The following is a 22,375-nucleotide window of genomic DNA, read 5'->3' as shown; positions in this document are numbered from 1 at the left end:
AAATTCACGCATTACCAAGGAGAAGGCCATCATGCTGGAATGGCTCAATACGCATATCGCCTACTGGCACTGGCTGGTGCTGGGCTTATTGCTGGTTACCGCGGAGATTTTTGTTTCCGGCTTCGTTCTTTTCTGGTTCGGCCTCGCCGCACTATTTATGGGCGTTTTGCTGATGGCGGTGGGTATGCCAATTACCGCACAGCTTGTGATCTGGGCAGGACTGTCCATCGCGCTGGTGTTTCTCTGGCAAAAATTCATCAAGCCAAACTGGAAAGACCGCACCACATCGGGCATGGCGCTGGAAGCGCTAACCGGCCAGGTAGGCTCGGTAATCGAGACCAATATCGGCAAAGCGCGCGGACGCCTACGCTTCCCTGCACCAATTTTGGGCGAGGATGAATGGATGTTTATGAGCACCAGCGAGATTGCCGTGGGCGAGCGCGTGAAAGTGCTGAACATTTCCGGCAACACCCTGGTTGTCGGCCCGCTGTGAGCCAACAAGAAACCGCCGAACAAACAACAAACAAGACCTAATCTGGGGAAATTAAATGGAAGGATTATCCGTAGTACTGGCACTGGTTGTGCTGGTGATTATTACCATCGGCATGGGCGTCCGCATCGTACCGCAGGGTTCCAAGCACATCGTGCAGCGCCTGGGTAAATACCACAGCACCCTGAACCCGGGCATGAATATCATCATCCCCTACGTGGACCAGGTGCCCTACAAGGTAACCACCAAAGACATCGTGCTGGACATTCCCTCGCAGGAAGTGATTACCCACGACAACGCCACCATCATTGCCAACGCCGTGGCGTACATCAATATCGTCTCCCCGGAGAAGGCGGTGTACGGGGTGGAGGATTACGAAATTGCGATCCAGAACCTGGTGCAGACGGCACTGCGTTCCATTGTCGGCGAAATGTCACTGGATTCCGCCCTGTCCTCCCGCGACCTGATCAAGGCGAAGCTGAAAGAAGCGATCTCTGATGACATCGCCGACTGGGGCATTAACCTGAAAACCGTGGAAATTCAGGACATTAATCCATCTGCGACCATGCAGAAGGCAATGGAAGAACAGGCTGCCGCGGAACGTCAGCGCCGCGCAACGGTAACCCGTGCGGAAGGTGAAAAGCAGGCGGCGATTCTGGAAGCCGACGGCCGTCTGGAAGCTTCCAAGCGTGACGCCAAAGCGCAGGTGGTACTCGCCGATGCGAGTCGCGAGGCCATCGAGCGGGTGACCCAGGCCATCGGCGAGAAAGAAATGCCGGTGATGTACTTGTTGGGGGAGCGCTACATCAACGCGCTGGAAGGACTCTCCACTTCCGACAACGCCAAGAACATTATCTTCCCGGCAGACCTGCCGAATGCGGTAAAAGGGCTACTTAACCGCTGATCAATTCGATAGTAATTCGCTAGGAATCTGGTAGCGCTAACTGACCCAATCACGGATTAGAGATAGCGCTGCCAGAATTCCGCCTGGCCAAACTCTTCGTCCAGGGCATAGGGTTTAAACCCGCACTTACGATACGCGGCCTGCGCCGGCAGGTTTTTCTCCAACACCTCCAGAGTGATCTTGCTACACCCCCGCGCCTTGGCCTCCGCCACTACGTGCTCGAACATCTGGGTACAGATCCCTGCCCCCCGCGCCGACGCGCTCACCACCACATCGTGAATGTTCACCAGCGGCTTACACGCAAAGGTGGAAAACCCCATAAAACAATTCGTCAGGCCCACGGCTTCTCCGCCGCGATACGCCAGCACCGAAAAAGCTCCGGGAAACTCGGCCAGGCGTGCCAGCAATTGCTCCTGACAAATGTCTGGCAGCGGCTCACCCCCACCACAGGGGTCCAGGGCATATTCATTCAATAAAGCCAGTAAATCGGCGCCCTGCTTGCTGTCACGGTAGTTGGCGATCACCGTGTTAATTTCTGTATTCGAACGTCCCAATTCTTAAATCCCCAGTACTCCGCGAGGTTGTTTACCGATCGTGTTGCTGTACCAGCGGTAGCAGCGCTGCCACAGTACACGCGCGGAGGTAAATACTATTGACCCGGATCTGCGCGACCGGCTTCCGCCTCGATCGCAAGCGCTTCCTGGCGGACGAAAAAACGCCGATAGTTGCGAATGCGGGCCCGCTGAGCGGCGAGCCAGAGTACTTTTTTACGCCGCCGCGACTGCACCGCGTTATGCCGGTTAAAGCGGCGCGGCCGGCGAATTTTGGCACTGCGAAGCCCCATGGCTCGGTCTCCTTGTTGATCCTGTAGGCACGGCTCACGGGAGCCGGTGCATAAAACCAAGATGGCAGGTTAGCAGAAGGCACAAATCGGCCGCTACCCGCGGCACGACCGCAAGACCATCGGCAAGACCATTGCAAGGTCAGCCAAAGCACCCAGGTGCTGGCACAGGTCATTAACTTTCGCTGCGTTTTTCCCTACACTCCTGTGCCACGAAAGTCTGACCAATGCTTGGTCACCTTAATGAATAAAGCAGTTTCCAGGGGTAACCATGTCCAACTTCCGCGTGTGGGAATGCCAGATTTGTGGCTGGATTTACGACGAAGCCAAAGGCTCACCAGATGACGGCATCCCGCCGGGCACCCGCTGGGAAGACGTGCCCGTCGATTGGACCTGCCCGGAGTGCGGCGCCACCAAAGATGAATTCGAGATGCTGGCGGTGGTTGCCAACGCGCCCACCCAGCAGCCGCAAGTGAGCGGCGCCCAGCAAGCTTCTTCTGCCGCACCGGTTGCGGCTTCAGCCTCGGCCTCGGAACAAACCTCCGCCAACCGCATCTGGGAGTGCATGGTGTGTGGCTGGATCTACGACGAATCCAAGGGCGCGCCGGAGGAAGGCATTGCCCCGGGCACCCGCTGGGAAGACATCCCCGATGACTGGACCTGCCCGGAATGCGGTGTGGGTAAAGAAGATTTCGATATGGTGCTGGTTAGCCAGCCAGAGCCGGAAGCAGCACCGGCGGCACAAGCAGAGGCCGCCCCGGTGGTCCTGGACGACACCCTACCGCTGGTGATCATTGGCACCGGCCTCGCCGGCTACCACCTGGCGAAAGAGTTCCGCAAACTGGATCAGCGCACCCCGCTGACCCTGATCACTGGCGACGACGGCACCTTCTATTCCAAGCCGCTGCTGTCCGCCTCCCTCGCCCACGGCAAGACCCCGCAGCAGCTGGCGACCGCCAGCGCCGAGAACATGGCGCGAGAGCTGAACGCCGAGATTCTGGTGCACACCCACGTCACCAACCTGGACCGCGATGCCAAATTACTGTCACTGGTTTCCGACGGCGATATCAGCGCCGAGCTGCCCTACGGCCGCCTGGTGTTTGCCACCGGCGCCCACTGCACGCCGCTACCGCCAATGGAAGGCAACGGCATGTCGCGCCTGTTCCGCGTCAACAACCTGTCCGACTACCACCGCTTCCGCACCGCGCTGGCCAACCGCAAGCGCGTATTGCTGATCGGCGCGGGCCTGATTGGCTGCGAATTCGCCAATGACCTGGTGCAGGCGGGCTACTCGGTGGACGTGGTGGATGTGCAGGCATGGCCGCTGGCCACCCTGCTGCCAGAAGCCGCGGGCCGCGATATCCAGCAGGCGCTCGAACAGGCGGGCGTGCGCTTCCATTTTGGCGCCAGCGTCGCCAGGCTCGAGCAAAACGCAGGTGGCATTCGCGCGCAGCTGGCCGATGGCAGCACCATCGAGGCAGACCTGGCTCTGGCGGCCCTCGGCCTCAGGCCCAATGTGGGGCTTGCGGAAAGTGCCGCGCTTGCGACCAAGCGCGGCATCGTGACCAACCGCGCACTGCAAACCAGTGACGCAGACATCTTCGCGCTGGGGGACTGCGCCGAAGTGGATGGCCACAACCTCTTCTATGTTGCGCCACTGACCCAAAGTGCACGCGCCCTGGCCCAGACCCTTGCCGGCACTACCACCGAGGTGCAATACGGCACCTTGCCCGTCGCCGTGAAAACGACCCTGCGCCCTACCGTGGTGTGTCCACCGCGTGCCGGCAGCTTTGTCGAAGGTACCGCAGACTGGAAGGTCACCAAGCTCGCAGACGGCATCGTTGCCGAATTCCTGAGCAACGACGGCCAACTGCTCGGATTCGCCCTCACCGGCGGCGGTATTGCCCAGCGCGACAACCTGAGCAAGCGCTGCCAGCCACTCATGGAAGTTTGATCCTTCAGGTTAGGGGCTATGGGCCCATCAGGGCCCAGCAAAGAAATTCACGCACTGGCGGCACTTTTCCCGTAGAATGGCCGCCCGCACATTTTTGTACACAAATTGAACGAAGTATGACGGCATCCACCCAACCCACCCCAACCGGGGACTCAGCTAACCAGGCCAATCCTGCCGCAGACGCTCAGGCAAAGGCCGAGCGCGCCCGCGCCCTGCGCGACACCCTGGGGCAGTTCGCCACCGGCGTGACCGTAGTCACCGCAGTGAATGCGCAAGGGGAGCCGGTCGGCATGACCGTCAACAGCTTTAATTCCGTGTCCCTGGACCCGGCGCTGATCCTGTGGAGCATCGATCGCGACTGCATGAGCTACGCGGCCTACACCGAAGGCGAGTACTTTGCGGTACACGTGCTGAAAGGCGACCAGCAAAACGTTTCCAACCTGTTCGCGGGCCGCGGCGCCGACAAGTTTGGCCAGGTGAAATGGCACAAGGCCGCCAATGGCGTGCCGCAGCTGGACGACTGCGCGGCCATCTTCCACTGCCGCCGCGCACAAAATATCGAAGCGGGCGACCACACCATCCTGCTGGGTGAAGTACTGGAGTTTTCCGCCGCCGGCGGTGAGCCACTGGTTTTCCACTGCGGGCAATACCGGGCGCTGGCCGGGCAGTAAATTCGCGGCCCTTTCGCAGCCCTAAAGCCGTTCGGTTATAAATGTGCCTTCGCGCTACGCGAAATGATCTAAGAATTCCGGCACTTTCTAGCCTGCGTATTTGTGACGCTGTCACCTCATGGTCATACTTCTGGTACACCCTAGGGAGACCTCCGCCATCGTGGACGTCGAAATGCGAACCAGCGACACCCTCTTTTGCTTTGCACACCGTGGCTACCCCAAGCGCGCCACGGAAAATACCCTGCAGGCCATCACTCACGCACTGGAGTTTGATATCGACGGTGTGGAGGTTGACGTGTGGAATGTGGGGGGCGAGCTCATCGTCAAACACGACCGCCGCCTCGGGCGCCTGCTCGCCGGTCAGGAACTGCTTACCGACCTAACCCCTGCCGCCCTGCGCAACATGCTGTTGCCAGGCGGTGAGAAAGTGCCCACTCTGCGGGAAGTACTGGAACTGATCGGCAACAACGTGCAGCTCAATATTGAGCTCAAAGGCCCAAATTGCGCGGCGCTGGCGGCAAAAGAGCTGGAAGCCTATATTCGGGACCACGGCGCCAGTTACGAGCCGTACATCCTGTCGTCATTTGACCACCGCCAGGTTTATCAATGCCTGCAGCTGATTCCCGAGGTACGCAGAGGCGTGCTCATTGACGGCGTCCCACTGGATCTGGCCGCCTGCGCAGAGCCGCTGGAAGCCTACTCATTGCACCACAGCATCAATTTTGTCTGCCCGGAAATCATCGCCGACGGCCACAAGCGCGGCCTGAAAAGTTACGTATTTACCGTCAATCACCCACACGACCTGTGTCTCGTCGCCGCCATGGGCGCCGATGGGGTGTTTACCGATGAACCGCAGCTGATCATGGATTACAACGCCGCCAAAACCGCCGAACTGGTGGCCGAGCAGCTACAGCCCTCCGGCGGTGTCAGGGCCGAGTAGAGAACTGACCGGGCGCCCGTTCGAGAGCCAAGCAGGCGAATGCACAAAGCCCCGCCCACTACCGACCAGCTACCACTTTCGGGCGGTTTACTGCCCGCGGTTATCCAGCATCTTCAACAACTGCTCGACACTGGGGCGTGTTTTGTAGTCTTTGGAGACATGGGCCCATTCCACAGTGCCCGACTGATCCACAAGGAAGATACCGGGGGCCGCGATCTTGTGATGATCCCGCCCGGACCAATCCTCCAACACAATACCGTAAGTTTTGTATTTCTCAGCAGTGGCATCGTCGATCTCGATGATCACGTCAAACGCCTGGTGCGCTTTCAGGTCTGGGTCGGATAGCACCGGGAAGGGAATTTCGTAAGTCGCCTTGGCCATGGCACTGGCATCCGGCTTATCCACACTCACTAGCACCGGCGTTACGCCGCGCTTCTCGAATTCCGGCCAGGCCTCCGCCATTTGGCGAATCTGCACGTTACAGTACGGGCACCAACCACCGCGGTAAAAGACCACCAGCAACGGCGCCTTGTCTTTTACCAGAGCCGCCAGGGATACGGGGCTACCCTTATGATCGAGCACGCTGAAATCGGCCACCTTGGCGCCCGGCTTCACGCCCGAATCCGCGGTACCAAGAGCCGCTTCGTCAGTCACTGTGAGCTCCGGCAGCCGCTCCGGCAACTTGATGTCTTGCGCCTGAGCGCCCCCAGACAGGCAAGCGAGCATGCCCGCCAGTAAAACAAAACGTTTCATCACAACTCCTTGATTACAGTTATTACAGGTAGACACCGAATACGCGCGTAACATTGCACCGCATACGCTCAGACGTCCACCGTGAGCATTGCAGTGCATTACTCTACCCAATACTTGAGGCGACCGCACTCCAGCTACTCAGCGCCTGCAACGAAAGGCACGACAACACGGGCAAAGCAATTGCGCGGCAAAAACCGTAAACTGCTGCCCACTGCAATGGCAAATAGCCGCGTCGTCGACGCACCAGCAGCCAGAAATGAGAGAAAAAATGAGCAACGACCAACTAGCGAGCGTATTGGCACAGGCCGCCGAGGAACGCTTTGAGTACTTCCTGGCGACCGTGGGTGAAGAGCGGGAAATCTGGATTCTGATAAATAGCGACGAGCACTTTCTGAAGCTGCACGGCGAGGAAGATGGCGGCTTCGAATATCTGCCCATCTGGCCCAGCAGTGACTTCGCCGCGCACTACGCCGAAGACAGTGACGAGCTAACGCCCAAGAGCATTCCCCTGCCCCAGTTCCTCAACCGCTGGTTACCGGGCCTCCATAAAGATGGCATCGAAGTCGGCGTCTTTCCCGGCGCCGACAACAGCGTATGGATCAGCGAGCCAAAAGATCTGGAACAGGACCTGCGCGACGAACTGGACCGTTTCTGACTAGACGAACTCACTTGCTCCCGGCGAGCTATAACAGGCCCCCAATAGTAAAGAGGGCCGCAAACCAACACTCTCAGTGTGGATGGTAGTTCTTGGCCTGCGTATACAGCTGGTCTTTCAAGCGTGCGCGCTTGGTTTTCAATTCTCGGAAGTGGTGGTCATCCGTCGCCACACCACGCTGCTCAAGACCACGGATAGCCTTATCCAGCTTGTGGTAGTCATCGTGGTCGCTCTTGTACTGGATGCTGTCCTGGACCAAGTGGCGGATGCTGTCGGCGAGATCGGGGAACTCGGTTTCGAGGACGTGGGAAGGGATAGACATCAAATACTCCCTCAAATTACAAACAATCGAGCGAAGTGTAATGTCGGCGTTAGCGCGCACCAAAAATTTGAACCAATTCATCCGGAAATTAAACCAGCGACCTCCTAGTTATCCCAACGGAAATTACCAAGTCAATTAAACCATATATCTCTAGCACCTTAGCTACCATCTCCCACCCTCCATAGAAATGAAATAGCTAACAACTCGGCCCTTAACTACACCTGCTCCAATGGAGCAAGTGCAGGTTATCCAATAATGCTTTTGTGAAAAGCGTTTAACTCACGAGCACAAAAAAGGGGCGCCTACGCGCCCCTTCAGTAACCCGAAAACAGGTCACACAAAAATTTAGCCGGTAGTACATCCCTTCGGCATATGCTTCTGAAGCACGCTACCCGCACAGGTCCACTTGAACGAAGCATCACCAGCGGAAGGCGCTACAGGAGTGAAGGTAATGTTTTTGCTTTGCAGGTCTTTGGAAACACCAGTTGCATTAAATGCAACGGTAATAACACCGGTATCCTCGGCAACAGTCAGAGCAGAGTATTTACCTTTTGCTGCCAAATCACCGTTTTTAATGGTAGTGGCTGTGCCAGGGTAGGTGCCTTCACTATTCCAGAATTCGGCGATAGATGTCTTTGCTGCGGCCGCGATGGATGCACCCTCAGCTGCTTGCGCACGTGCGGTGTAATCTTGGTATGCAGGCAGTGCGACTGCCGCCAGAATACCAATGATCGCAACTACGATCATCAATTCAATAAGAGTAAAGCCCTGTTGCTTTTTCATTGTAACCGTCTCCATACAGACTGTTGTTATTTGGACGAAATCCCGTGAGGAAGTCGGAAGTTACCTTACTAGGATTGTGGCAAAACGCGCAACCAGGAAAGCGCCCTTAATTAACCACGTTGAGTGATCCTTTCCGCGCCAAAAGCATACATAACAAACAGGTAGAGCATTTTTCAACCAAACCTAAGACATTAGTGACACAGATTGTCACTGTGACACCATTCAACAATTCCTCGACCTTTATAGGCATCAGAAAGCGGTTCACAGAGTCGTTGAGGTTTCCGGCTTAACACTGTGATGTAATTAGCTTTTCAGCAATTGGCGGTCAGCGGCGAATTCGTTATATTGGAATGCTGGCGCAATAAGCCCAATAGCTCGCCACCTGCAGAACAAAAAACGTACACCCGAAGCGCGAATAGATCCCCATGAGCAGCACCCCATTAAGCGGACTGGCCAAGCGTCTGGTCATCGACAAGGCCATTGATGAGTCCACCGCACAATCCGCCCTCAAAGCGGCAAAACGGGAAGGCCAAAGCTTTGCGCAGCACGCGGTAGAGGCAAAGCTGGTCAAGAGCCGGGAGTTGGCCAATATCGCCAGCCAAGCCTTTGGTTCACCGCTGTTCGACCTGTCCAGCTACAACTTCGATCTACTGCCCAAAGATGTGCTGGACGAAAAGCTGATCACCAAGCATTTTGCACTGCCTTTGTATAAACGTGGTAACCGATTATTTGTGGCGGTGGCAGACCCCACCAATCTTGCTGGGCTCGATGAAATCAACTTCAATACCGGCCTCAATACCGAGGCGGTGCTGGTTGAAACCGACAAGCTTGCAAAGGCCATCGAAAGCTACCTGTCCAACAGCGGCGATATAGGCGGCGGTCTCGATGGACTGGACGACGACGATCTTGACAGCCTCGATGTGGAAGGTGGTGATCAAGGAAGAGAGGACGACAACGATGTGGGGGGCGACGAAGCGCCGGTTGTACGTTTCGTAAATAAGGTGCTACTGGATGCGATTCGCACCGGTGCCTCCGATATACACTTTGAGCCCTACGAGAAATCCTATCGGGTACGCCTGCGCACCGACGGCGTGCTGCATGAAGTAGCGCGCCCACCGATTCAGCTGGCATCGAGACTATCCGCGCGCTTGAAGGTCATGTCCAAGATGGACATTTCTGAACGGCGGGTACCTCAGGATGGCCGTATTAAAATGAAGCTGTCCAAAACTAAAGCTATCGATTTCCGCGTAAACAGCCTTCCCACCCTTTGGGGAGAGAAGATTGTGCTGCGGATCTTGGACCCCTCCTCGGCCAAACTTGGTATCGATGCATTGGGGTATGAGGAAGAACAGAAACAGATTTATCTGGATGCGCTTGCGCAGCCACAGGGCATGATCCTGGTAACCGGGCCTACCGGTTCCGGCAAAACCGTATCCCTATATACCGGTCTGAATATTCTTAATACCCCCGAACGTAATATTTCCACGGCAGAAGACCCCGTGGAGATCAACCTGGAGGGGATTAATCAGGTTAACGTCTCCGCAAAGGTAGGGTTAAACTTCGCCGAGGCACTGCGCTCCTTCCTGCGCCAGGATCCGGATATCGTGATGGTAGGTGAGATTCGAGATCTGGAAACCGCAGAGATTGCGATCAAAGCCGCGCAAACCGGCCACTTGGTATTGTCCACCCTGCATACCAATTCCGCACCGGAAACCCTGACCCGATTGATGAATATGGGCGTTCCCACATTCAACATTGCCACTTCTGTAAGCGTGATTATTGCCCAGCGCCTTGCGCGGCGCCTGTGTGGCGAATGTAAAAAACCTGCAGAGTTGCCTGAAGAAATTCTGAAGTCCGAGGGTTTCGATGCGGTAACGATTCCCAAGTCTGAGTGGCAAATCTACCAGCCAGTGGGATGTGAACACTGCTCCAAGGGCTACAAAGGCCGCGTGGGCGTGTATGAAGTGGTTCGCATTACCGACGGAATCTCGCGCATTATAATGGAAGGTGGCAATTCGATTCAGATTGCCGACCAGGCCAGGCAGGAGGGATTTAACAATCTCCGCACCTCCGCATTACGCAAGGTAGTAATGGGCGTAACCAGCCTGGAAGAAGCCAATCGGGTTACCAAAGACTAACTTTTTCGATCGACAATAAGAATCCGGGAATATCACCATGGCCAAAGCCGCCGCAGTCGCCGATGCCTACATCTATAAAGGTGTGGATGCAAAGGGCAACAAAGTTGAAGGGGAGATCAGCAGCAGTAACCCGACACTGATCAAGGCACAGTTGCGTCGCCAGGGAATCATAGCCAGCAAGGTACAGAAAAAGCCAAAGCCCCTATTCGGCGCGTCAAAAAAGGTTAAACCGGCGGACATTGCGATTTTCACTCGCCAAATGGCCACAATGATGAAGGCTGGTGTGCCACTGGTACAGAGTTTTGAGATTGTTGCTGATGGTCTAGATAACGACGGGGTAAAAGAGCTTGTTTTCAAAATTCGCGACGATGTAGCCTCCGGTACGGCTTTCGCCGACTCTCTGCGTAAACACCCCCTGCACTTTGACGATCTTTTTTGCAACCTTGTCGCTTCGGGTGAACAATCCGGTGCACTAGAGACCATGCTGGATCGTATCGCGACTTATAAGGAAAAGACCGAATCACTCAAGGCAAAAATAAAAAAGGCCATGACCTACCCTCTTGCAGTTATTGTAGTTGCAGTAGTGGTTACGGCGATTTTGCTAGTGAAGGTGGTTCCACAGTTCGCAGAGACATTTTCTAACTTCGGCGCAGAGCTTCCTGCATTTACTTTGTTTGTCCTGAGTATTTCAGAGTGGATGCAGGAGAACTGGTTGCTCGCATTTATTTCAGTAATTGTGGGTGTGGGCGGCATACTTGAAGTAAAAAAACGCAACAAAAATGTAGCAAACTTTTTTGATAAACTAATGCTTCGCTTGCCTATTTTAGGCCAAATAACCTACAACTCTATCGCTGCTCGATATGCGCGTACGCTGTCTACGACTTTTGCCGCAGGCGTACCTCTTATCGACGCATTGAAGTCAGTTTCAGGGGCAACGGGCAATGTGGTCTACGAGCAGGCAACGCTTAAAATTCGTGATTCAGTAGCCACGGGCATTCCGCTCAACGGTGCTATGCGAAGCTCAGGGCTTTACCCAACTATGCTGGTACAGATGACGGCGATCGGCGAAGAGTCCGGTGCGCTCGACGAAATGCTCGGCAAAGCGGCCGATTTTTATGAAGAGGCTGTCGACAATATGGTGGATAACCTTACTACTCTACTAGAGCCAATGATTATGGCTGTATTAGGTATCCTAGTTGGCGGGCTTATGATTGCTATGTATCTACCCATTTTCCAGATTGGTCAAGTCGTCTAGATATAGAATCTCAAATGTCACAACCTATCTCATCCGACCTAGCGCTGCTAATTAGCAGCGCTTTTATTTTAGGCCTGCTAATCGGCAGCTTCTTAAATGTCGTAATCCACCGCCTACCCATCATGATGGAGCGGGAATATCAGCGGGATTTCTACGCGTACTTTGACAAGACACCACCTGCGGAAGATGGGAAGGTATTGAGTCAGACCTACAATCTGGTGCTCCCCCACTCCCACTGCCCTAGCTGCAACCAGGAAATTAGACCCTGGCAGAACATTCCTATCATCAGCTACCTGCTACTGCGCGGTAAGTGCGGCAATTGCGGTACGTCGATTTCCAAGCGCTACCCGCTGGTAGAGCTGGCAACCGGTATTTTGACCGCGGTAGTGGTGTGGCAGCTGGGCTTGACCTGGCAGGCACTGGCCGGAGTCGTGTTTACCTGGGCATTAGTGGCATTGACCGGAATCGATTTTGACAAGCAGTTGCTGCCCGACAGCATCACCCTACCGCTGTTGTGGGCGGGTCTGTTGATTAATCTGTGGGGTGTGTTTGCGCCGCTGCAGGATGCGGTGATCGGGGCGATTGCGGGCTATCTGGTGCTGTGGGGTATCTTCCATGTCTTCAAGCTGGTGACCGGCAAAGAAGGGATGGGAGCCGGAGACTTTAAGATTCTGGCCGCCATCGGTGCCTGGTTTGGCTGGCAGGTGCTGCCGCTGGTGATACTGCTGTCTGCGGCGGTAGGTGCCCTGGCCGGTATTCTGTGGACGCTGATTTCTGGGCGCGACAAGAACCTGCCAATTGCCTTTGGCCCCTACCTCGCGGGCGCGGCGTGGATTGCCATGCTGTGGGGTGAGCAGATTATGGGCTGGTACTTCCGCGTGTCCGGGATGAGCAGCTAAACCATGTTTACTGTCGGGCTGACTGGAGGTATCGGCAGCGGTAAATCCGCCGCGGCGGCGCGCTTTCGGTACCACGGCGTCAATGTAGTGGATGCGGATATCGCCGCACGGGTAGTGGTGGAGCCCGGGCGCACGGCGCTCGCCGCCATTGCCGAGCACTTCGGTACCGACATACTACTGGAAAATGGCGAGTTGGACCGTGCTGCGCTGCGCAAGCGTGTATTCGACAACCCCGAAGAACGGCGCTGGCTGGAACAGCTGACCCACCCTCTCATTCGAGAAGAAATCATTTCCTCCCTCGCGGCTAGTTCAGAAACCCATAACGCGCCTTATGCCATTCTCGAATCACCGCTGTTGCTCGAGTCCGGCCAGGTCGCGCTGGTGCAGCGGGTGTGTGTGGTGGATATTCCGGAAGAGCTGCAGCTTGCCCGTGCCACTGCGCGGGACAGCAACTCTGTACAGCAGATACGCAAAATCATGGCCGCGCAGCTGCCGCGCGCTGAACGGTGTGCACAGGCGCACGATATTCTGGATAATAGCGGCTCTCTAGAAGCCCTGAACGCTCAGGTGGATGCCCTGCACGCGCAGTACATTCAGCTGGCGACGAAACCGGAATAGCCGTTATCCATGTCCGATCATTCTTCCCCCGACAAGCCAACCGTGCCCTGTCCCACCTGCAAAAAGCCGATGGAGTGGAGTGCAACCAATCCACACCGTCCATTCTGCTGTGAACGCTGCAAGCTGATCGACCTCGGGGAGTGGGCCAGCGAGGGACACAAGATTCCCGGCCAGCCCGCGTTTGACGATGTAATGAGCGAAGACCTGGACCCCACCAAGACCCGCCACTGATCGCGTCGGAAGACGCGATGTGATTATTCGCCTTTGCCCACCTGCGCCCACCACATCCGCGCTTTCAGCCCCAAGCGCGAAGCCATGCCGGCGGTCACGGTACTGACTTCACCCTTATTGTCGACGATGGCAATGGTAGGGGTTACCTTGAGGCCCCAGCTGGCACTGAGCGCGCCGCTGGGATCGTTGATGGTGCGAAACGCTAAATCGTGTTCCTGCTGATAATTGGCCACTTCGTCCGGTGTGCCGGACTGCAGGGCGATACTGATCACCTGATATTCTTTGGATAGATCGGACACCGCTGGCGACACTACCCGGCAATAGCCACACCAGGTGGCCCAGAAATAAATCAACACAGGGCCTTTCTGGGTCATCCCCTGCAAACTAATCGGCAGGCCATTGATATCGGGTGCCAGCAGTTCCGGTGCCTGCCCTTTTGGCATGCTGCGGGCGTGATACCAGGAAACTGCGACGACGACCAATGCGGCTAGCAGTGCAAACTTAATCAGGGACCGTAGCCCGCGCTTTATATTCACTCGCCCTTTCCTTCCACAGTTACGCTCAGTTCGAGCGGTGTTAGTGCCACCACATAAATCCCATTATCCCGGTAGCGCCATTGCAGGTTGAACCCGCAAAGTTCCATGCCATAGATTCGCGATGGGTCAGGCTGCTGGTACGCGGGCTTGGGGTCTTGTGCGAGTACCTGTTGGATAAGTGCCAGTAAATCGGTACCCCACTGATCGCGGTAGTTGCGTGCTGCGTCGGCGATTGCTTCCGGAATCGCTACCGGCGTTGCGGCTGGGGCGGCATCGGCAAAGTCGCTGGCGGCCTCAGGGACATTATCGGCATAGGGAATGTAGGGTTTGATATCCAGGATCGGTGTGCCGTCGAGCAGGTCGGCGCCGGCAATGATGATTTCAACTTTTGCTGACGCAGCCGTTTTACTCACCCGCACCTCGATCAACCGCACCACGGACAGGCCAATATTGTTCGGTCGAAACGGTGAGCGGGTGGCGAATACGCCCATTTTTTTATTGCCACCAAGGCGCGGTGGGCGAACCTTGGCACACCATTGCCCGGCTACCTGGTGAAACTGCCAGGTAAGCCACAGATGGGTGTATTGCTCGAGGCCGGCTACGGCCTCCGGATCGTTGTAAGGTGACAACAGTTCGAGGGATGCGCGGCTGGCATCCGCCAGCAAAGGCTGGCGCGGGATGCCGAACTTGTCCGAAAAACAGGAGTGGGTGATGGCGACTGGCTCAATACTCAGTACTGGGGTATTCAAATGCCACCCATGCACAGGTATTTGATTTCGAGGTAATCATCGATACCGTACTTGGAGCCTTCACGGCCACTGCCGGATTCTTTGATACCGCCGAACGGTGCCATCTCATTGGAAATGATGCCCTCATTGATACCGACCATGCCGTATTCCAGCCCTTCCGCCACGCGCCAGATACGACCGATATCACGGGCATAAAAATACGAGGCCAAACCAAACTCCGTATCGTTGGCCATACGGATCGCCTCTTCTTCGGTGCTGAATTTAAACAGCGGCGCAACCGGGCCAAAGATTTCCTCCTTGAACAGGCGCATGGAGTCATTCGCGTCCCCCAACACTGCTGGGGTATAGAAGCACTCACCCAGCTCGCTCGGCCCACCCGGGTTCAGCGCCTTGGCGCCCTTGCTCAAGGCGTCTTCCACCAGCGCGGCAACATCTTTCACCGCCCCCGAGTTAATCATGGGGCCTACATCGACACCGGAAGCAGCACCGTTACCCAGTGTTAAATCATTCACGGCCTGGGAGAATTTCTCCGCGAACTCATCGTACACGCCTTCCTGCACGAGAATGCGGTTGGCACAGACACAAGTTTGCCCGGCATTGCGGTATTTGCAGATGATTGCGCCTTTTACCGCCTCATCGATATCCGCATCGTCGAAGACGATAAACGGAGCGTTACCACCGAGCTCCATGGACGTTTTCTTGATGGTTTCTGCACACTGGGCCTGCAGCTGCTTGCCGACGGCAGTAGAGCCGGTAAAGGTAAATTTGCGCACCAGCGGGTTGCTGGTCATCTCGCCGCCAATTTCCCGCGAACTTTTGCCCACCACGACGTTGAACACGCCCTTGGGCACGCCAGCTTTTTCCGCCAGTACCGCCAGCGCCAGGGCGGAGAGCGGCGTTTCGGAAGCGGGCTTGGCAACGAAGGTACAGCCGGCGGCCAATGCGGGGGCCACCTTGCGCGCAATCATTGCGCTGGGGAAATTCCACGGAGTAATGGATGCGGTAACACCCACCGACTGTTTGATGACGACTATACGCTTGTCGTTGGCTGGCGGGGCAATCACATCGCCGTAGGCGCGCTTGGCCTCTTCGGCAAACCACTCCAGATAATTGGCACCATAGGTGATTTCGGTTTTGGCTTCTGCCAGTGGCTTACCCTGCTCCGCGGTTAAGATTGCGGCCAGGTCATCGACGTTTTCAATAATCAGGTTGTACCAGTCGCGCAGGATTTTTGCGCGCTGCTTTACCGGCAAGTTGCGCCACGCGGGCCAGGCCTCATTAGCGGCCTCGATGGCGCGGCGGGTTTCGGCGGCGCCGAGACTTGCGATGGTGGCAACGGTTTCGCCCGTGGCCGGATTGGTAACCTCCAGGGTGTTACCACTATCGGCATCGAGCCACTGGCCATTAATGAAGGATTGCGTACGGAGCAGATCAGAGTCGTTGAGCTTCGGCATGTGAGGGCCTCTTCCTTGTGGTAGCCGGCAGTGAACGGGCGGCACTGATGCCGTGCCGCCCTGCCAATTCAATTATTTTTTCTTTTTCTTCACAAACTTCATCAGGCGACGCTTCTTCGCTTTCTGGCGGTCGCTCAGTTTGTTTTTCTTTCCCGCATACGGGTTATCGCTGGTGCGGAATTCAATTTTTACCGGGGTACCGTGCAGGTCCAGCGCCTTGCGGAAGGTCTTTTCCAGATAGCGCACATAGTGGTTGGGTACCTGATCGGTCTGGTTCCCGTGAATCACGATCACCGGTGGGTTCTGCCCGCCCGCATGCGCGTAACGCAGCTTGATGCGGTGACCATTCACCAGTGGAGGCTGGTGCTCACTTACCGCCCACTGCAAGATACGCGTCAGGTGGTTGGTCGAGAGCTTGTCGGTCGCCGACTGGTACGCGGCCTCGATGGACTCGTACAGGTTACCAACACCGGTGCCATGCAGGGCAGAAATAAAGTGGATATCGGCGAACTCCACAAAACGCAGGCGCCGCTCCAGTTCGGTTTTCACAAAGTCGCGGTGATCCGGGTCCAGGCCATCCCACTTGTTCAGCGCCACAACCAGCGCGCGGCCGGATTGAATCACGGTGCCCATCAGGTGCAGGTCCTGGTCCACCAGGCCCTCACTGGCATCGATCACCAGCACCACCACGTTGGCGTCTTCCACCGCCTGCAGGGTTTTCACGATGGAGAATTTCTCCACCGATTCCTTGACGTTTTTGCGCCGGCGAATACCCGCGGTATCGATAATGGTGTAGGGCTTTTCGTCGCGTTCGTAATTGATGTAGACACTGTCGCGGGTGGTACCGGGCTGGTCGAACACCACCACGCGGTCTTCACCCAGCAGGCGGTTTACCAGCGTGGATTTACCCACGTTCGGGCGGCCGACGATTCCGATTTTGATGCCGCTGGCTTCATCTACCAGCTCTTCTTCACCGGAATCCGGCAGGTCGCCTACAAGACGCTCCATCAGCGAGCGAACCCCGCGGCCGTGGGTGGCGGTGGTCGGGAATAGCTCACCAATACCCAGTTCATAAAACGGTGCCAGGGCGATATCCGGGTTTACCCCGTCCACCTTGTTGGCCACCAAAATGGTGGGTTTGGAGCGGGTACGCAGGCGCTCGGCGATCATCTCATCCGCCGGAGTCAAACCCGCGCGGCAATCCACCATGAACAGGACAAAGTCCGCCTCTTCAATCGCCTGCATGGACTGCTGGGCCATGGCCGCATCGATACCCTCTTCGCCACCACTGATACCCCCGGTGTCTACCAGGATCATCTTGTGGCCGTCGAATTCCGCCTCGCCGTATTTGCGGTCGCGCGTCAGACCGGCGTAGTTAGCCACAAGGGCGTCGCGGCTCTTGGTCAGGCGATTAAACAGGGTGGATTTACCCACATTGGGGCGCCCAACCAGGGCGATTACAGGCAACATAAATTGAATATACTCAAAAACTGGCCCCTTATCTGAGCCAGACCATAAATACAAACGCCCGCATACTGCGGGCGATAGTTAAACCAGAGCGGTTTTGCTTACCCCAGGCGCGAGCCCGGGGACGCATTTTGGACGCTTGGTCTGATGTTTCAGCGTTCCAGGCGCAGAGCCACCAGCTCACCGTCGTCTGACAGCGCGAACAGCAGATCGCCGTCGGCCAGCAGCGGGATACGGATCGGATCGCGGTCAATGCGGGTACGCCCCACAAAGCGACCGGTAGTCGGGTCCAGCGCATGCAGGTAGCCATCCAGGTCACCCACCACAACCACATCGACAAAATAGGCCGGGCCGCCGAGCTGACGACGCAGCAATTCACTGTTGGTCCACTGAATCTGGCCATTACCTACATTGTAGGCGTGGACACTGCCGTCGGCGTCGCTCAGGAATACCTGGCCGGCACCCACCGCAACACCGTGGTTGGTGGAGGCATCGCGCGCCCACAGACCGCGGCCATCTTCGCGGGACAGGGCAACAACTCGACCCTGGTAGCTGGCGGCAAACACCAGTTCACCGCGCACCAGTGGTGCACCATCAATATCCACGACGCGCTCCAGCTCCGCAGTCCCCTGCGGAATGGCAACACGCTGTTCCCAACGGGTAATACCGTCGGTGGCGCTCAACGCAATCAGCTTGCCGTTGTCCAGGCCGGCGAACACAACGCCGCCAGAAATAACCGGGCTCGCGGTACCACGCAGGGTCAGCACCGGCAAGATGGTGTTGTGGCGCCAGGTCTGTTCGCCGGTCTCCGCATTGAGGCCGAGCAGCTTACCGTCCACGGTTTGCACCACTACCATACCGGCGCCAACCGCCGGGGTAGAGACAACCTCACCGCTGAGCTGGGTGTCCCAGCGCTGTTCACCGGTATTCAAGTCAAGTGCCACAATGCGGCCGCGGAAATCCGCTACCACCGCAATACCCAGACCCACACCAACACCGCCACTGATGGAACGTTCAATGTCGGTTTTCCACAGGCGCTTGCCGGTGCTGCGATCCAGGGCAACCACATCACCGTCGCTGTTGGCGGCAATAATTTTTCCGTCAATCAGTCCCGGCGTCAGCATGGCGTAGCGCAGTGCATCAATATCACCGATATTGGTGGACCACACTTCGCTCAGTCGTACGCTCTCCTGAATTTCCGTCAACTCGACGGGATCTGTGTCTTCCTTCTCTTCGTTGGAAGCACAGGCACTAATGACCGCGGCCAGAGCGACGGCAACAATTCGGTTGAGTGCCTTGCCCGCCGCGAAGCGGTTACCGGTGTGCGTGCCTATCATTGCGGGGTACTCTCCTTGTCGGCTTCGTCTGCTTCGGTTTCATTACCGGGCTCAGACACCGCTTCGTCTTCCGGAGTTTCATCCGATTTGGGCGCATCGCCCAAACTTTCAATCTTCAGGTCCAACAGACCGGCGCCTGCGGCCTGCTCGGGGAGCAATTGCGCGCGCGCTTCCTGATAGGCGGCGCGAGCCGCATCTTTGTCGCCCTGCTGCACAAGGATGTCACCGCGGGTTTCCGCATAGAGCCCAGCGAATGCCGGAGGAATATCCCCTTCGAGCAACTTGAGCGCTTCGCCGGTTTCGCCACGCGCGGCTTTAACCGCAGCCAGGCGACGCAGGGCAACAAATTTCAGCGCATCGTCACCTGTGTTATCCACAGCCCACTGCAGCTGCTTGGCGGCTTCTTCCAGGTCATTGGACTCGGCAGCCAGCGCGGCCAGTTCGAGGGATGCCTGGGTTGCGTAGATCCGCTTGCCAAAGTCGTCTTTTAGCTCGCGGGCCAGGGACTTGGCGGTAGTCAGCTGTTTGTTATCCGGGTTGCCCTCATTGGCAGACACCGCAGTAACAAAGCTCTGGTACAGGTTAGACGCCGTCTCGGCATCGGCGCGCTCCTTGCCCTGCCACCACTGCCAGCCAAAATAAGCAGAAAGCGCCAGTACCACACCGGTGACAATGCCAGTGCCATTTTCTTTCCACCAGCGCTTGATGGATTCAATTTGTTCTTCTTCTGTCAGATGGTCTGCCATTTGTTATTTGCCTTATTCCCAATACCAATTCTTTGAGATGCTGTTTGCGCGCTGCAGGCGGTCACCTCCAGCGCAGCCATTTAGCCTTGTAAAATGTTTGCCAGTTCAGCAACCGCCACGGTCTGCTGCTCGACGTCGGCGCGCAGGGACTTCACCGTAATCTGCCCCGCTGCCGCTTCATCTTCGCCGATGATCAATGCGTAATCCGCATTGCTCTTGTCGGCCTTCTTCATCTGGCTCTTGAAGCTGCCACCACCGCAGTGGGTCTGCAGGCGCAGCCACGGCAGATCACTGCGCAACTGCTCGGCCGCAGCCAAAGCGGCTGATTGTACATCACCCACGGCAACCAGATAGGCATCGACCTGCTGATCCAGGGTGTCTGGCAGTACTTCCAGGGTTTCCAGCAACAGCACCAGACGCTCAACGCCGAGGCCAAAGCCGACGGCGGGAGTAGGTTTGCCGCCCATCTGCTCTACCAGGCCGTCGTAGCGGCCACCGGCACACACGGTGCCCTGGGCACCAAGGCTGTCGGTCACCCACTCAAAAACCGTCTTGCCATAGTAGTCGAGGCCGCGCACCAGGCGCGGATTCACTTCATAGGCCACTCCGGCCGCATCCAGGAAGGCTCGCAGCTGTTCAAAGTGGCTGCGCGACTCGTCGTCGAGGAAATCGAGCAGGCAGGGCGCATCGGTCAGCAGCGCCTGGGTATCCGCGTTCTTGCTGTCGAGGATCCGCAGCGGGTTGCGTTCAAGACGGCGCTGGCTGTCTTCATCCAGCTGGTCTTTGCGCGCAGACAGGTACTCCACCAGCGCATCGCGGTAGGCCGCGCGGCTCTCGCTATTGCCGAGGGAGTTCAGCTGCAGGGATACGTGCTCGGAGACCCCCAGCTGTTTCCACAGGCGTGCGGTCATCATCAGAATCTCGGCGTCGATATCCGGACCTTCGATACCAAACACCTCCACCCCGAACTGGTGGAACTGGCGCAAGCGGCCCTTCTGCGGGCGCTCGTAGCGGAACATGGGGCCGAAGTACCACAGGCGCTGGGGCTGGATCAGCAGGTTATTCTGGATGGCCGCGCGCACCGTGCCGGCGGTGCCTTCCGGGCGCAGGGTGACGCTGTCACCGCTCTTGTCGTCGAAGGTGTACATTTCCTTCTCGACGATATCGGTGGCCTCACCGACGGCGCGGGCAAACAGCTGGGTCGCTTCCAGCAACGGGGTACGGATCTCGCTGTAGCCGTAGCGCGCGAAGAGTTCGCTGAGGGTGCTTTCCACGTATTGCCACACCGGGGACTGGGTGGGCAGCAGGTCATTCATGCCGCGGATGGCGCGAAGTTGTTTCAACGGTAGTCCTTAAATACAGTTCGTACGCGATGCCGGCATCCACCGGCACCCAATATTACTCAGTGGTTTCCTTGGCGATGATGTTCGCCTCCTGTTCCGCCTTGGCCGCAGCCTTTTCGCGGATCAGTTGCTCCAGGTCATCCACCAGGTTGTCATTCTTGAATTTGCGGTCCGGCTGCCCGTCCACATAGATCGCATGGCTGGGCGTGCCACCGGCCAGGCCGATATCTGCCTCTTTTGCTTCACCCGGGCCGTTCACGATGCAGCCGATGACCGCGACATCCAGCGGCGTGGTGATATCTTCCAGGCGGGTCTCCAGTTCGTTCATGGTTTTCACCACGTCGAAGTTCTGGCGTGAACAGCTGGGGCAGGCAATAAAGTTGATGCCCTTGGTGCGCAGGCGCAGGCTCTTGAGCAGATCCCAGCCCACCTTCACTTCTTCCACCGGATCCGCGGCGAGGGATACACGCAGGGTGTCGCCAATACCATCCAGCAGCAGCGCACCGAGGCCGATGGCCGATTTCACGGTGCCCGCGCGCAGCCCGCCGGCTTCAGTAATACCGAGATGCAGCGGCTGCTCAATCTGGGTCGCCAGCTTGCGGTAGGCCGCCGTGGCCATAAAAATATCCGACGCCTTTACGCTGACCTTGAAGTCCTGGAAGTTCAGGCTGTCGAGAATGTCCACATGGCGCAGCGCTGATTCCACCAGCGCATCCGGCGTGGGTTCACCGTATTTTTTCTGCAGGTCTTTCTCGAGGGAGCCTGCATTCACGCCGATACGAATCGGGATATTCAGGTCCCGGGCCTTGTCGACCACCGCGCGAATACGCTTTTCGCGGCCAATATTGCCCGGGTTGATGCGCAGGCAGTCTACACCCAGGTCCGCCACGCGCAGTGCGATGCGGTAGTCGAAGTGAATGTCCGCAACCAGCGGCACAGCCACCTGCTTTTTGATCTCGCCGAAGGCCTCCGCAGCCTCCATGGACGGCACAGACACCCGCACAATATCCGCACCGGCATTTTCCAGGCGCTGGATCTGGTCGACGGTAGCGGCCACATCGCAGGTTTCCGTATTCGTCATGCTCTGGACGGAAATGGGCGCACCACCGCCGACCGGCACATTGCCCACCATGATCTGGCGTGACACGCGACGAACTATGGGTGACTCGAACTGCATAACAGAACCTGCGTTAGGGTTGAGCGGGGACGGAAAAACCGGAGGATTATAGATAGATTGGGCGCAAACCTACAGGGGTTGCGCCCTTCGCGAGGAGAATAAGGGGCTCACA

24 protein-coding genes are annotated in these 22,375 nt (G+C 57.2%); 12 read left to right on the top strand and 12 right to left on the bottom strand.

The genetic code is table 11. The features are described from left to right. Positions 1-31: 31 nt before the first annotated feature. Both AS89_RS0110660 and AS89_RS0110655 read left to right on the top strand, forming a co-directional pair. A complete protein-coding gene (locus AS89_RS0110660) occupies positions 32-493 on the top strand; it encodes an NfeD family protein (protein WP_010132599.1) in 462 nt (153 codons plus the stop codon). 55 nt (positions 494-548) lie between these two features. After that, a complete protein-coding gene (locus tag AS89_RS0110655; protein ID WP_010132598.1) occupies positions 549-1,394 on the top strand; it encodes an SPFH domain-containing protein in 846 nt (281 codons plus the stop codon). 56 nt (positions 1,395-1,450) lie between these two features. On the opposite strand, the gene AS89_RS0110650 is transcribed toward AS89_RS0110655, so the two are convergent. Continuing rightward, positions 1,451-1,948, bottom strand: a complete 498-nt coding sequence (locus tag AS89_RS0110650; RefSeq protein ID WP_029249945.1) for a GNAT family N-acetyltransferase — start codon at positions 1,946-1,948, stop codon at positions 1,451-1,453. Positions 1,949-2,046: 98 nt separating this feature from the next. Here AS89_RS0110650 and AS89_RS18675 point away from each other — a divergent pair, with 98 nt between their 5' ends. The 4 genes from AS89_RS18675 to AS89_RS0110630 all read left to right on the top strand — a co-directional run bounded on the left by AS89_RS18675 (position 2,047) and on the right by AS89_RS0110630 (position 5,800). After that, a complete protein-coding gene (locus AS89_RS18675; RefSeq protein ID WP_029249944.1) occupies positions 2,047-2,265 on the top strand; it encodes a hypothetical protein in 219 nt (72 codons plus the stop codon). Positions 2,266-2,506: 241 nt separating this feature from the next. Further along, entirely contained in the window at positions 2,507-4,189 is a 1,683-nt protein-coding gene (locus AS89_RS0110640; RefSeq protein ID WP_010132595.1) for an FAD-dependent oxidoreductase, read from the top strand. Between the two features lie 116 nt (positions 4,190-4,305). Continuing rightward, positions 4,306-4,860 (top strand): flavin reductase family protein, encoded by a 555-nt coding sequence (locus AS89_RS0110635; protein ID WP_010132594.1) that lies wholly within the window; start codon positions 4,306-4,308, stop codon positions 4,858-4,860. Between the two features lie 172 nt (positions 4,861-5,032). Next, positions 5,033-5,800, top strand: coding sequence for a glycerophosphodiester phosphodiesterase (locus AS89_RS0110630; protein ID WP_033230298.1), 768 nt, complete (start codon positions 5,033-5,035; stop codon positions 5,798-5,800). 87 nt (positions 5,801-5,887) lie between these two features. Here AS89_RS0110630 and AS89_RS0110625 read toward each other — a convergent pair whose 3' ends face one another. After that, positions 5,888-6,553 carry a peroxiredoxin-like family protein gene (locus AS89_RS0110625; RefSeq protein WP_010132590.1) on the bottom strand — a complete coding sequence of 222 codons (666 nt, stop codon included), beginning with the start codon at positions 6,551-6,553 and terminating at the stop codon, positions 5,888-5,890. A 268-nt stretch (positions 6,554-6,821) separates the two neighbouring features. Between AS89_RS0110625 and AS89_RS0110620 the strand changes: the two genes are divergently transcribed. Continuing rightward, on the top strand, positions 6,822-7,208 hold the full coding sequence (locus tag AS89_RS0110620; protein ID WP_010132589.1) for a DUF2750 domain-containing protein: 387 nt from the start codon (positions 6,822-6,824) through the stop codon (positions 7,206-7,208). A 73-nt stretch (positions 7,209-7,281) separates the two neighbouring features. Here AS89_RS0110620 and AS89_RS0110615 read toward each other — a convergent pair whose 3' ends face one another. Beyond that, complete coding sequence (locus tag AS89_RS0110615) at positions 7,282-7,530, bottom strand: YdcH family protein (RefSeq protein WP_010132588.1); 249 nt, start codon at positions 7,528-7,530, stop codon at positions 7,282-7,284. Positions 7,531-7,875: 345 nt separating this feature from the next. After that, complete coding sequence (locus AS89_RS18970) at positions 7,876-8,313, bottom strand: pilin (protein ID WP_010132587.1); 438 nt, start codon at positions 8,311-8,313, stop codon at positions 7,876-7,878. Between the two features lie 425 nt (positions 8,314-8,738). On the opposite strand from AS89_RS18970, the gene pilB reads away from it, so the two are divergent. The 5 genes from pilB to yacG are packed head-to-tail and all read left to right on the top strand — an operon-like array spanning position 8,739 to position 13,454. After that, entirely contained in the window at positions 8,739-10,451 is a 1,713-nt protein-coding gene (pilB, locus tag AS89_RS0110605; protein ID WP_010132586.1) for a type IV-A pilus assembly ATPase PilB, read from the top strand. A 37-nt stretch (positions 10,452-10,488) separates the two neighbouring features. After that, the gene (locus tag AS89_RS0110600) at positions 10,489-11,706 is read left to right on the top strand and encodes a type II secretion system F family protein (protein ID WP_010132585.1); all 1,218 of its coding nucleotides are present in this window, start codon (positions 10,489-10,491) and stop codon (positions 11,704-11,706) included. Between the two features lie 14 nt (positions 11,707-11,720). Beyond that, positions 11,721-12,605 (top strand): prepilin peptidase, encoded by an 885-nt coding sequence (locus tag AS89_RS18870; RefSeq protein ID WP_010132584.1) that lies wholly within the window; start codon positions 11,721-11,723, stop codon positions 12,603-12,605. A gap of 3 nt (positions 12,606-12,608) precedes the next feature. After that, the gene (gene coaE, locus AS89_RS18865; RefSeq protein WP_010132582.1) at positions 12,609-13,223 is read left to right on the top strand and encodes a dephospho-CoA kinase; all 615 of its coding nucleotides are present in this window, start codon (positions 12,609-12,611) and stop codon (positions 13,221-13,223) included. A 9-nt stretch (positions 13,224-13,232) separates the two neighbouring features. Further along, complete coding sequence (gene yacG, locus AS89_RS0110585; RefSeq protein ID WP_010132581.1) at positions 13,233-13,454, top strand: DNA gyrase inhibitor YacG; 222 nt, start codon at positions 13,233-13,235, stop codon at positions 13,452-13,454. A 23-nt stretch (positions 13,455-13,477) separates the two neighbouring features. On the opposite strand, the gene AS89_RS0110580 is transcribed toward yacG, so the two are convergent. The 8 genes from AS89_RS0110580 to ispG form a co-directional block, all read right to left on the bottom strand. Continuing rightward, positions 13,478-13,990: a protein disulfide oxidoreductase gene (locus AS89_RS0110580; protein WP_010132580.1), complete on the bottom strand. Its 513-nt coding sequence runs from the start codon at positions 13,988-13,990 to the stop codon at positions 13,478-13,480. Then, complete coding sequence (gene tsaA / locus AS89_RS0110575) at positions 13,987-14,739, bottom strand: tRNA (N6-threonylcarbamoyladenosine(37)-N6)-methyltransferase TrmO (protein ID WP_010132578.1); 753 nt, start codon at positions 14,737-14,739, stop codon at positions 13,987-13,989. Before tsaA ends, AS89_RS0110580 begins: the two co-directional genes overlap by 4 nt. Beyond that, entirely contained in the window at positions 14,736-16,193 is a 1,458-nt protein-coding gene (locus AS89_RS0110570; protein ID WP_010132577.1) for an NAD-dependent succinate-semialdehyde dehydrogenase, read from the bottom strand. The genes tsaA and AS89_RS0110570 overlap by 4 nt, the downstream gene beginning before the upstream one ends. Before the next feature lie 72 nt (positions 16,194-16,265). Then, positions 16,266-17,663, bottom strand: coding sequence for a ribosome biogenesis GTPase Der (gene der / locus AS89_RS0110565; protein WP_010132576.1), 1,398 nt, complete (start codon positions 17,661-17,663; stop codon positions 16,266-16,268). 149 nt (positions 17,664-17,812) lie between these two features. Beyond that, positions 17,813-18,997: an outer membrane protein assembly factor BamB gene (gene bamB, locus AS89_RS0110560; RefSeq protein WP_010132575.1), complete on the bottom strand. Its 1,185-nt coding sequence runs from the start codon at positions 18,995-18,997 to the stop codon at positions 17,813-17,815. After that, entirely contained in the window at positions 18,994-19,743 is a 750-nt protein-coding gene (locus AS89_RS0110555) for a YfgM family protein (RefSeq protein WP_010132574.1), read from the bottom strand. The genes bamB and AS89_RS0110555 overlap by 4 nt, the downstream gene beginning before the upstream one ends. Before the next feature lie 80 nt (positions 19,744-19,823). Next, complete coding sequence (hisS, locus tag AS89_RS0110550) at positions 19,824-21,086, bottom strand: histidine--tRNA ligase (RefSeq protein ID WP_010132573.1); 1,263 nt, start codon at positions 21,084-21,086, stop codon at positions 19,824-19,826. A 55-nt stretch (positions 21,087-21,141) separates the two neighbouring features. Then, on the bottom strand, positions 21,142-22,263 hold the full coding sequence (ispG, locus tag AS89_RS0110545; RefSeq protein WP_010132572.1) for a flavodoxin-dependent (E)-4-hydroxy-3-methylbut-2-enyl-diphosphate synthase: 1,122 nt from the start codon (positions 22,261-22,263) through the stop codon (positions 21,142-21,144). Positions 22,264-22,375: the final 112 nt, after the last annotated feature.

The sequence above is a fragment of the Microbulbifer agarilyticus S89 genome (genome assembly GCF_000220505.1).
In the GTDB taxonomy this organism is placed as follows: domain Bacteria; phylum Pseudomonadota; class Gammaproteobacteria; order Pseudomonadales; family Cellvibrionaceae; genus Microbulbifer; species Microbulbifer agarilyticus_B.
Note: the sequence above shows the minus strand (reverse complement) of the source record. Positions and strands in the feature narration are given on the sequence as shown.

Coding starts and splice junctions, on each gene's coding strand:
- AS89_RS0110660 (WP_010132599.1), top strand. CDS start 32: ATGCTGGAATGGCTCAATACGCATATCGCCTACTGGCACTGGCTGGTG.
- AS89_RS0110655 (WP_010132598.1), top strand. CDS start 549: ATGGAAGGATTATCCGTAGTACTGGCACTGGTTGTGCTGGTGATTATT.
- AS89_RS0110640 (WP_010132595.1), top strand. CDS start 2,507: ATGTCCAACTTCCGCGTGTGGGAATGCCAGATTTGTGGCTGGATTTAC.
- AS89_RS0110635 (WP_010132594.1), top strand. CDS start 4,306: ATGACGGCATCCACCCAACCCACCCCAACCGGGGACTCAGCTAACCAG.
- AS89_RS0110630 (WP_033230298.1), top strand. CDS start 5,033: ATGCGAACCAGCGACACCCTCTTTTGCTTTGCACACCGTGGCTACCCC.
- AS89_RS0110625 (WP_010132590.1), bottom strand. CDS start 6,553: ATGAAACGTTTTGTTTTACTGGCGGGCATGCTCGCTTGCCTGTCTGGG.
- AS89_RS0110620 (WP_010132589.1), top strand. CDS start 6,822: ATGAGCAACGACCAACTAGCGAGCGTATTGGCACAGGCCGCCGAGGAA.
- AS89_RS0110615 (WP_010132588.1), bottom strand. CDS start 7,530: ATGTCTATCCCTTCCCACGTCCTCGAAACCGAGTTCCCCGATCTCGCC.
- AS89_RS18970 (WP_010132587.1), bottom strand. CDS start 8,313: ATGAAAAAGCAACAGGGCTTTACTCTTATTGAATTGATGATCGTAGTT.
- pilB (WP_010132586.1), top strand. CDS start 8,739: ATGAGCAGCACCCCATTAAGCGGACTGGCCAAGCGTCTGGTCATCGAC.
- AS89_RS0110600 (WP_010132585.1), top strand. CDS start 10,489: ATGGCCAAAGCCGCCGCAGTCGCCGATGCCTACATCTATAAAGGTGTG.
- AS89_RS18870 (WP_010132584.1), top strand. CDS start 11,721: ATGTCACAACCTATCTCATCCGACCTAGCGCTGCTAATTAGCAGCGCT.
- coaE (WP_010132582.1), top strand. CDS start 12,609: ATGTTTACTGTCGGGCTGACTGGAGGTATCGGCAGCGGTAAATCCGCC.
- yacG (WP_010132581.1), top strand. CDS start 13,233: ATGTCCGATCATTCTTCCCCCGACAAGCCAACCGTGCCCTGTCCCACC.
- AS89_RS0110570 (WP_010132577.1), bottom strand. CDS start 16,193: ATGCCGAAGCTCAACGACTCTGATCTGCTCCGTACGCAATCCTTCATT.
- der (WP_010132576.1), bottom strand. CDS start 17,663: ATGTTGCCTGTAATCGCCCTGGTTGGGCGCCCCAATGTGGGTAAATCC.
- bamB (WP_010132575.1), bottom strand. CDS start 18,997: ATGATAGGCACGCACACCGGTAACCGCTTCGCGGCGGGCAAGGCACTC.
- AS89_RS0110555 (WP_010132574.1), bottom strand. CDS start 19,743: ATGGCAGACCATCTGACAGAAGAAGAACAAATTGAATCCATCAAGCGC.
- ispG (WP_010132572.1), bottom strand. CDS start 22,263: ATGCAGTTCGAGTCACCCATAGTTCGTCGCGTGTCACGCCAGATCATG.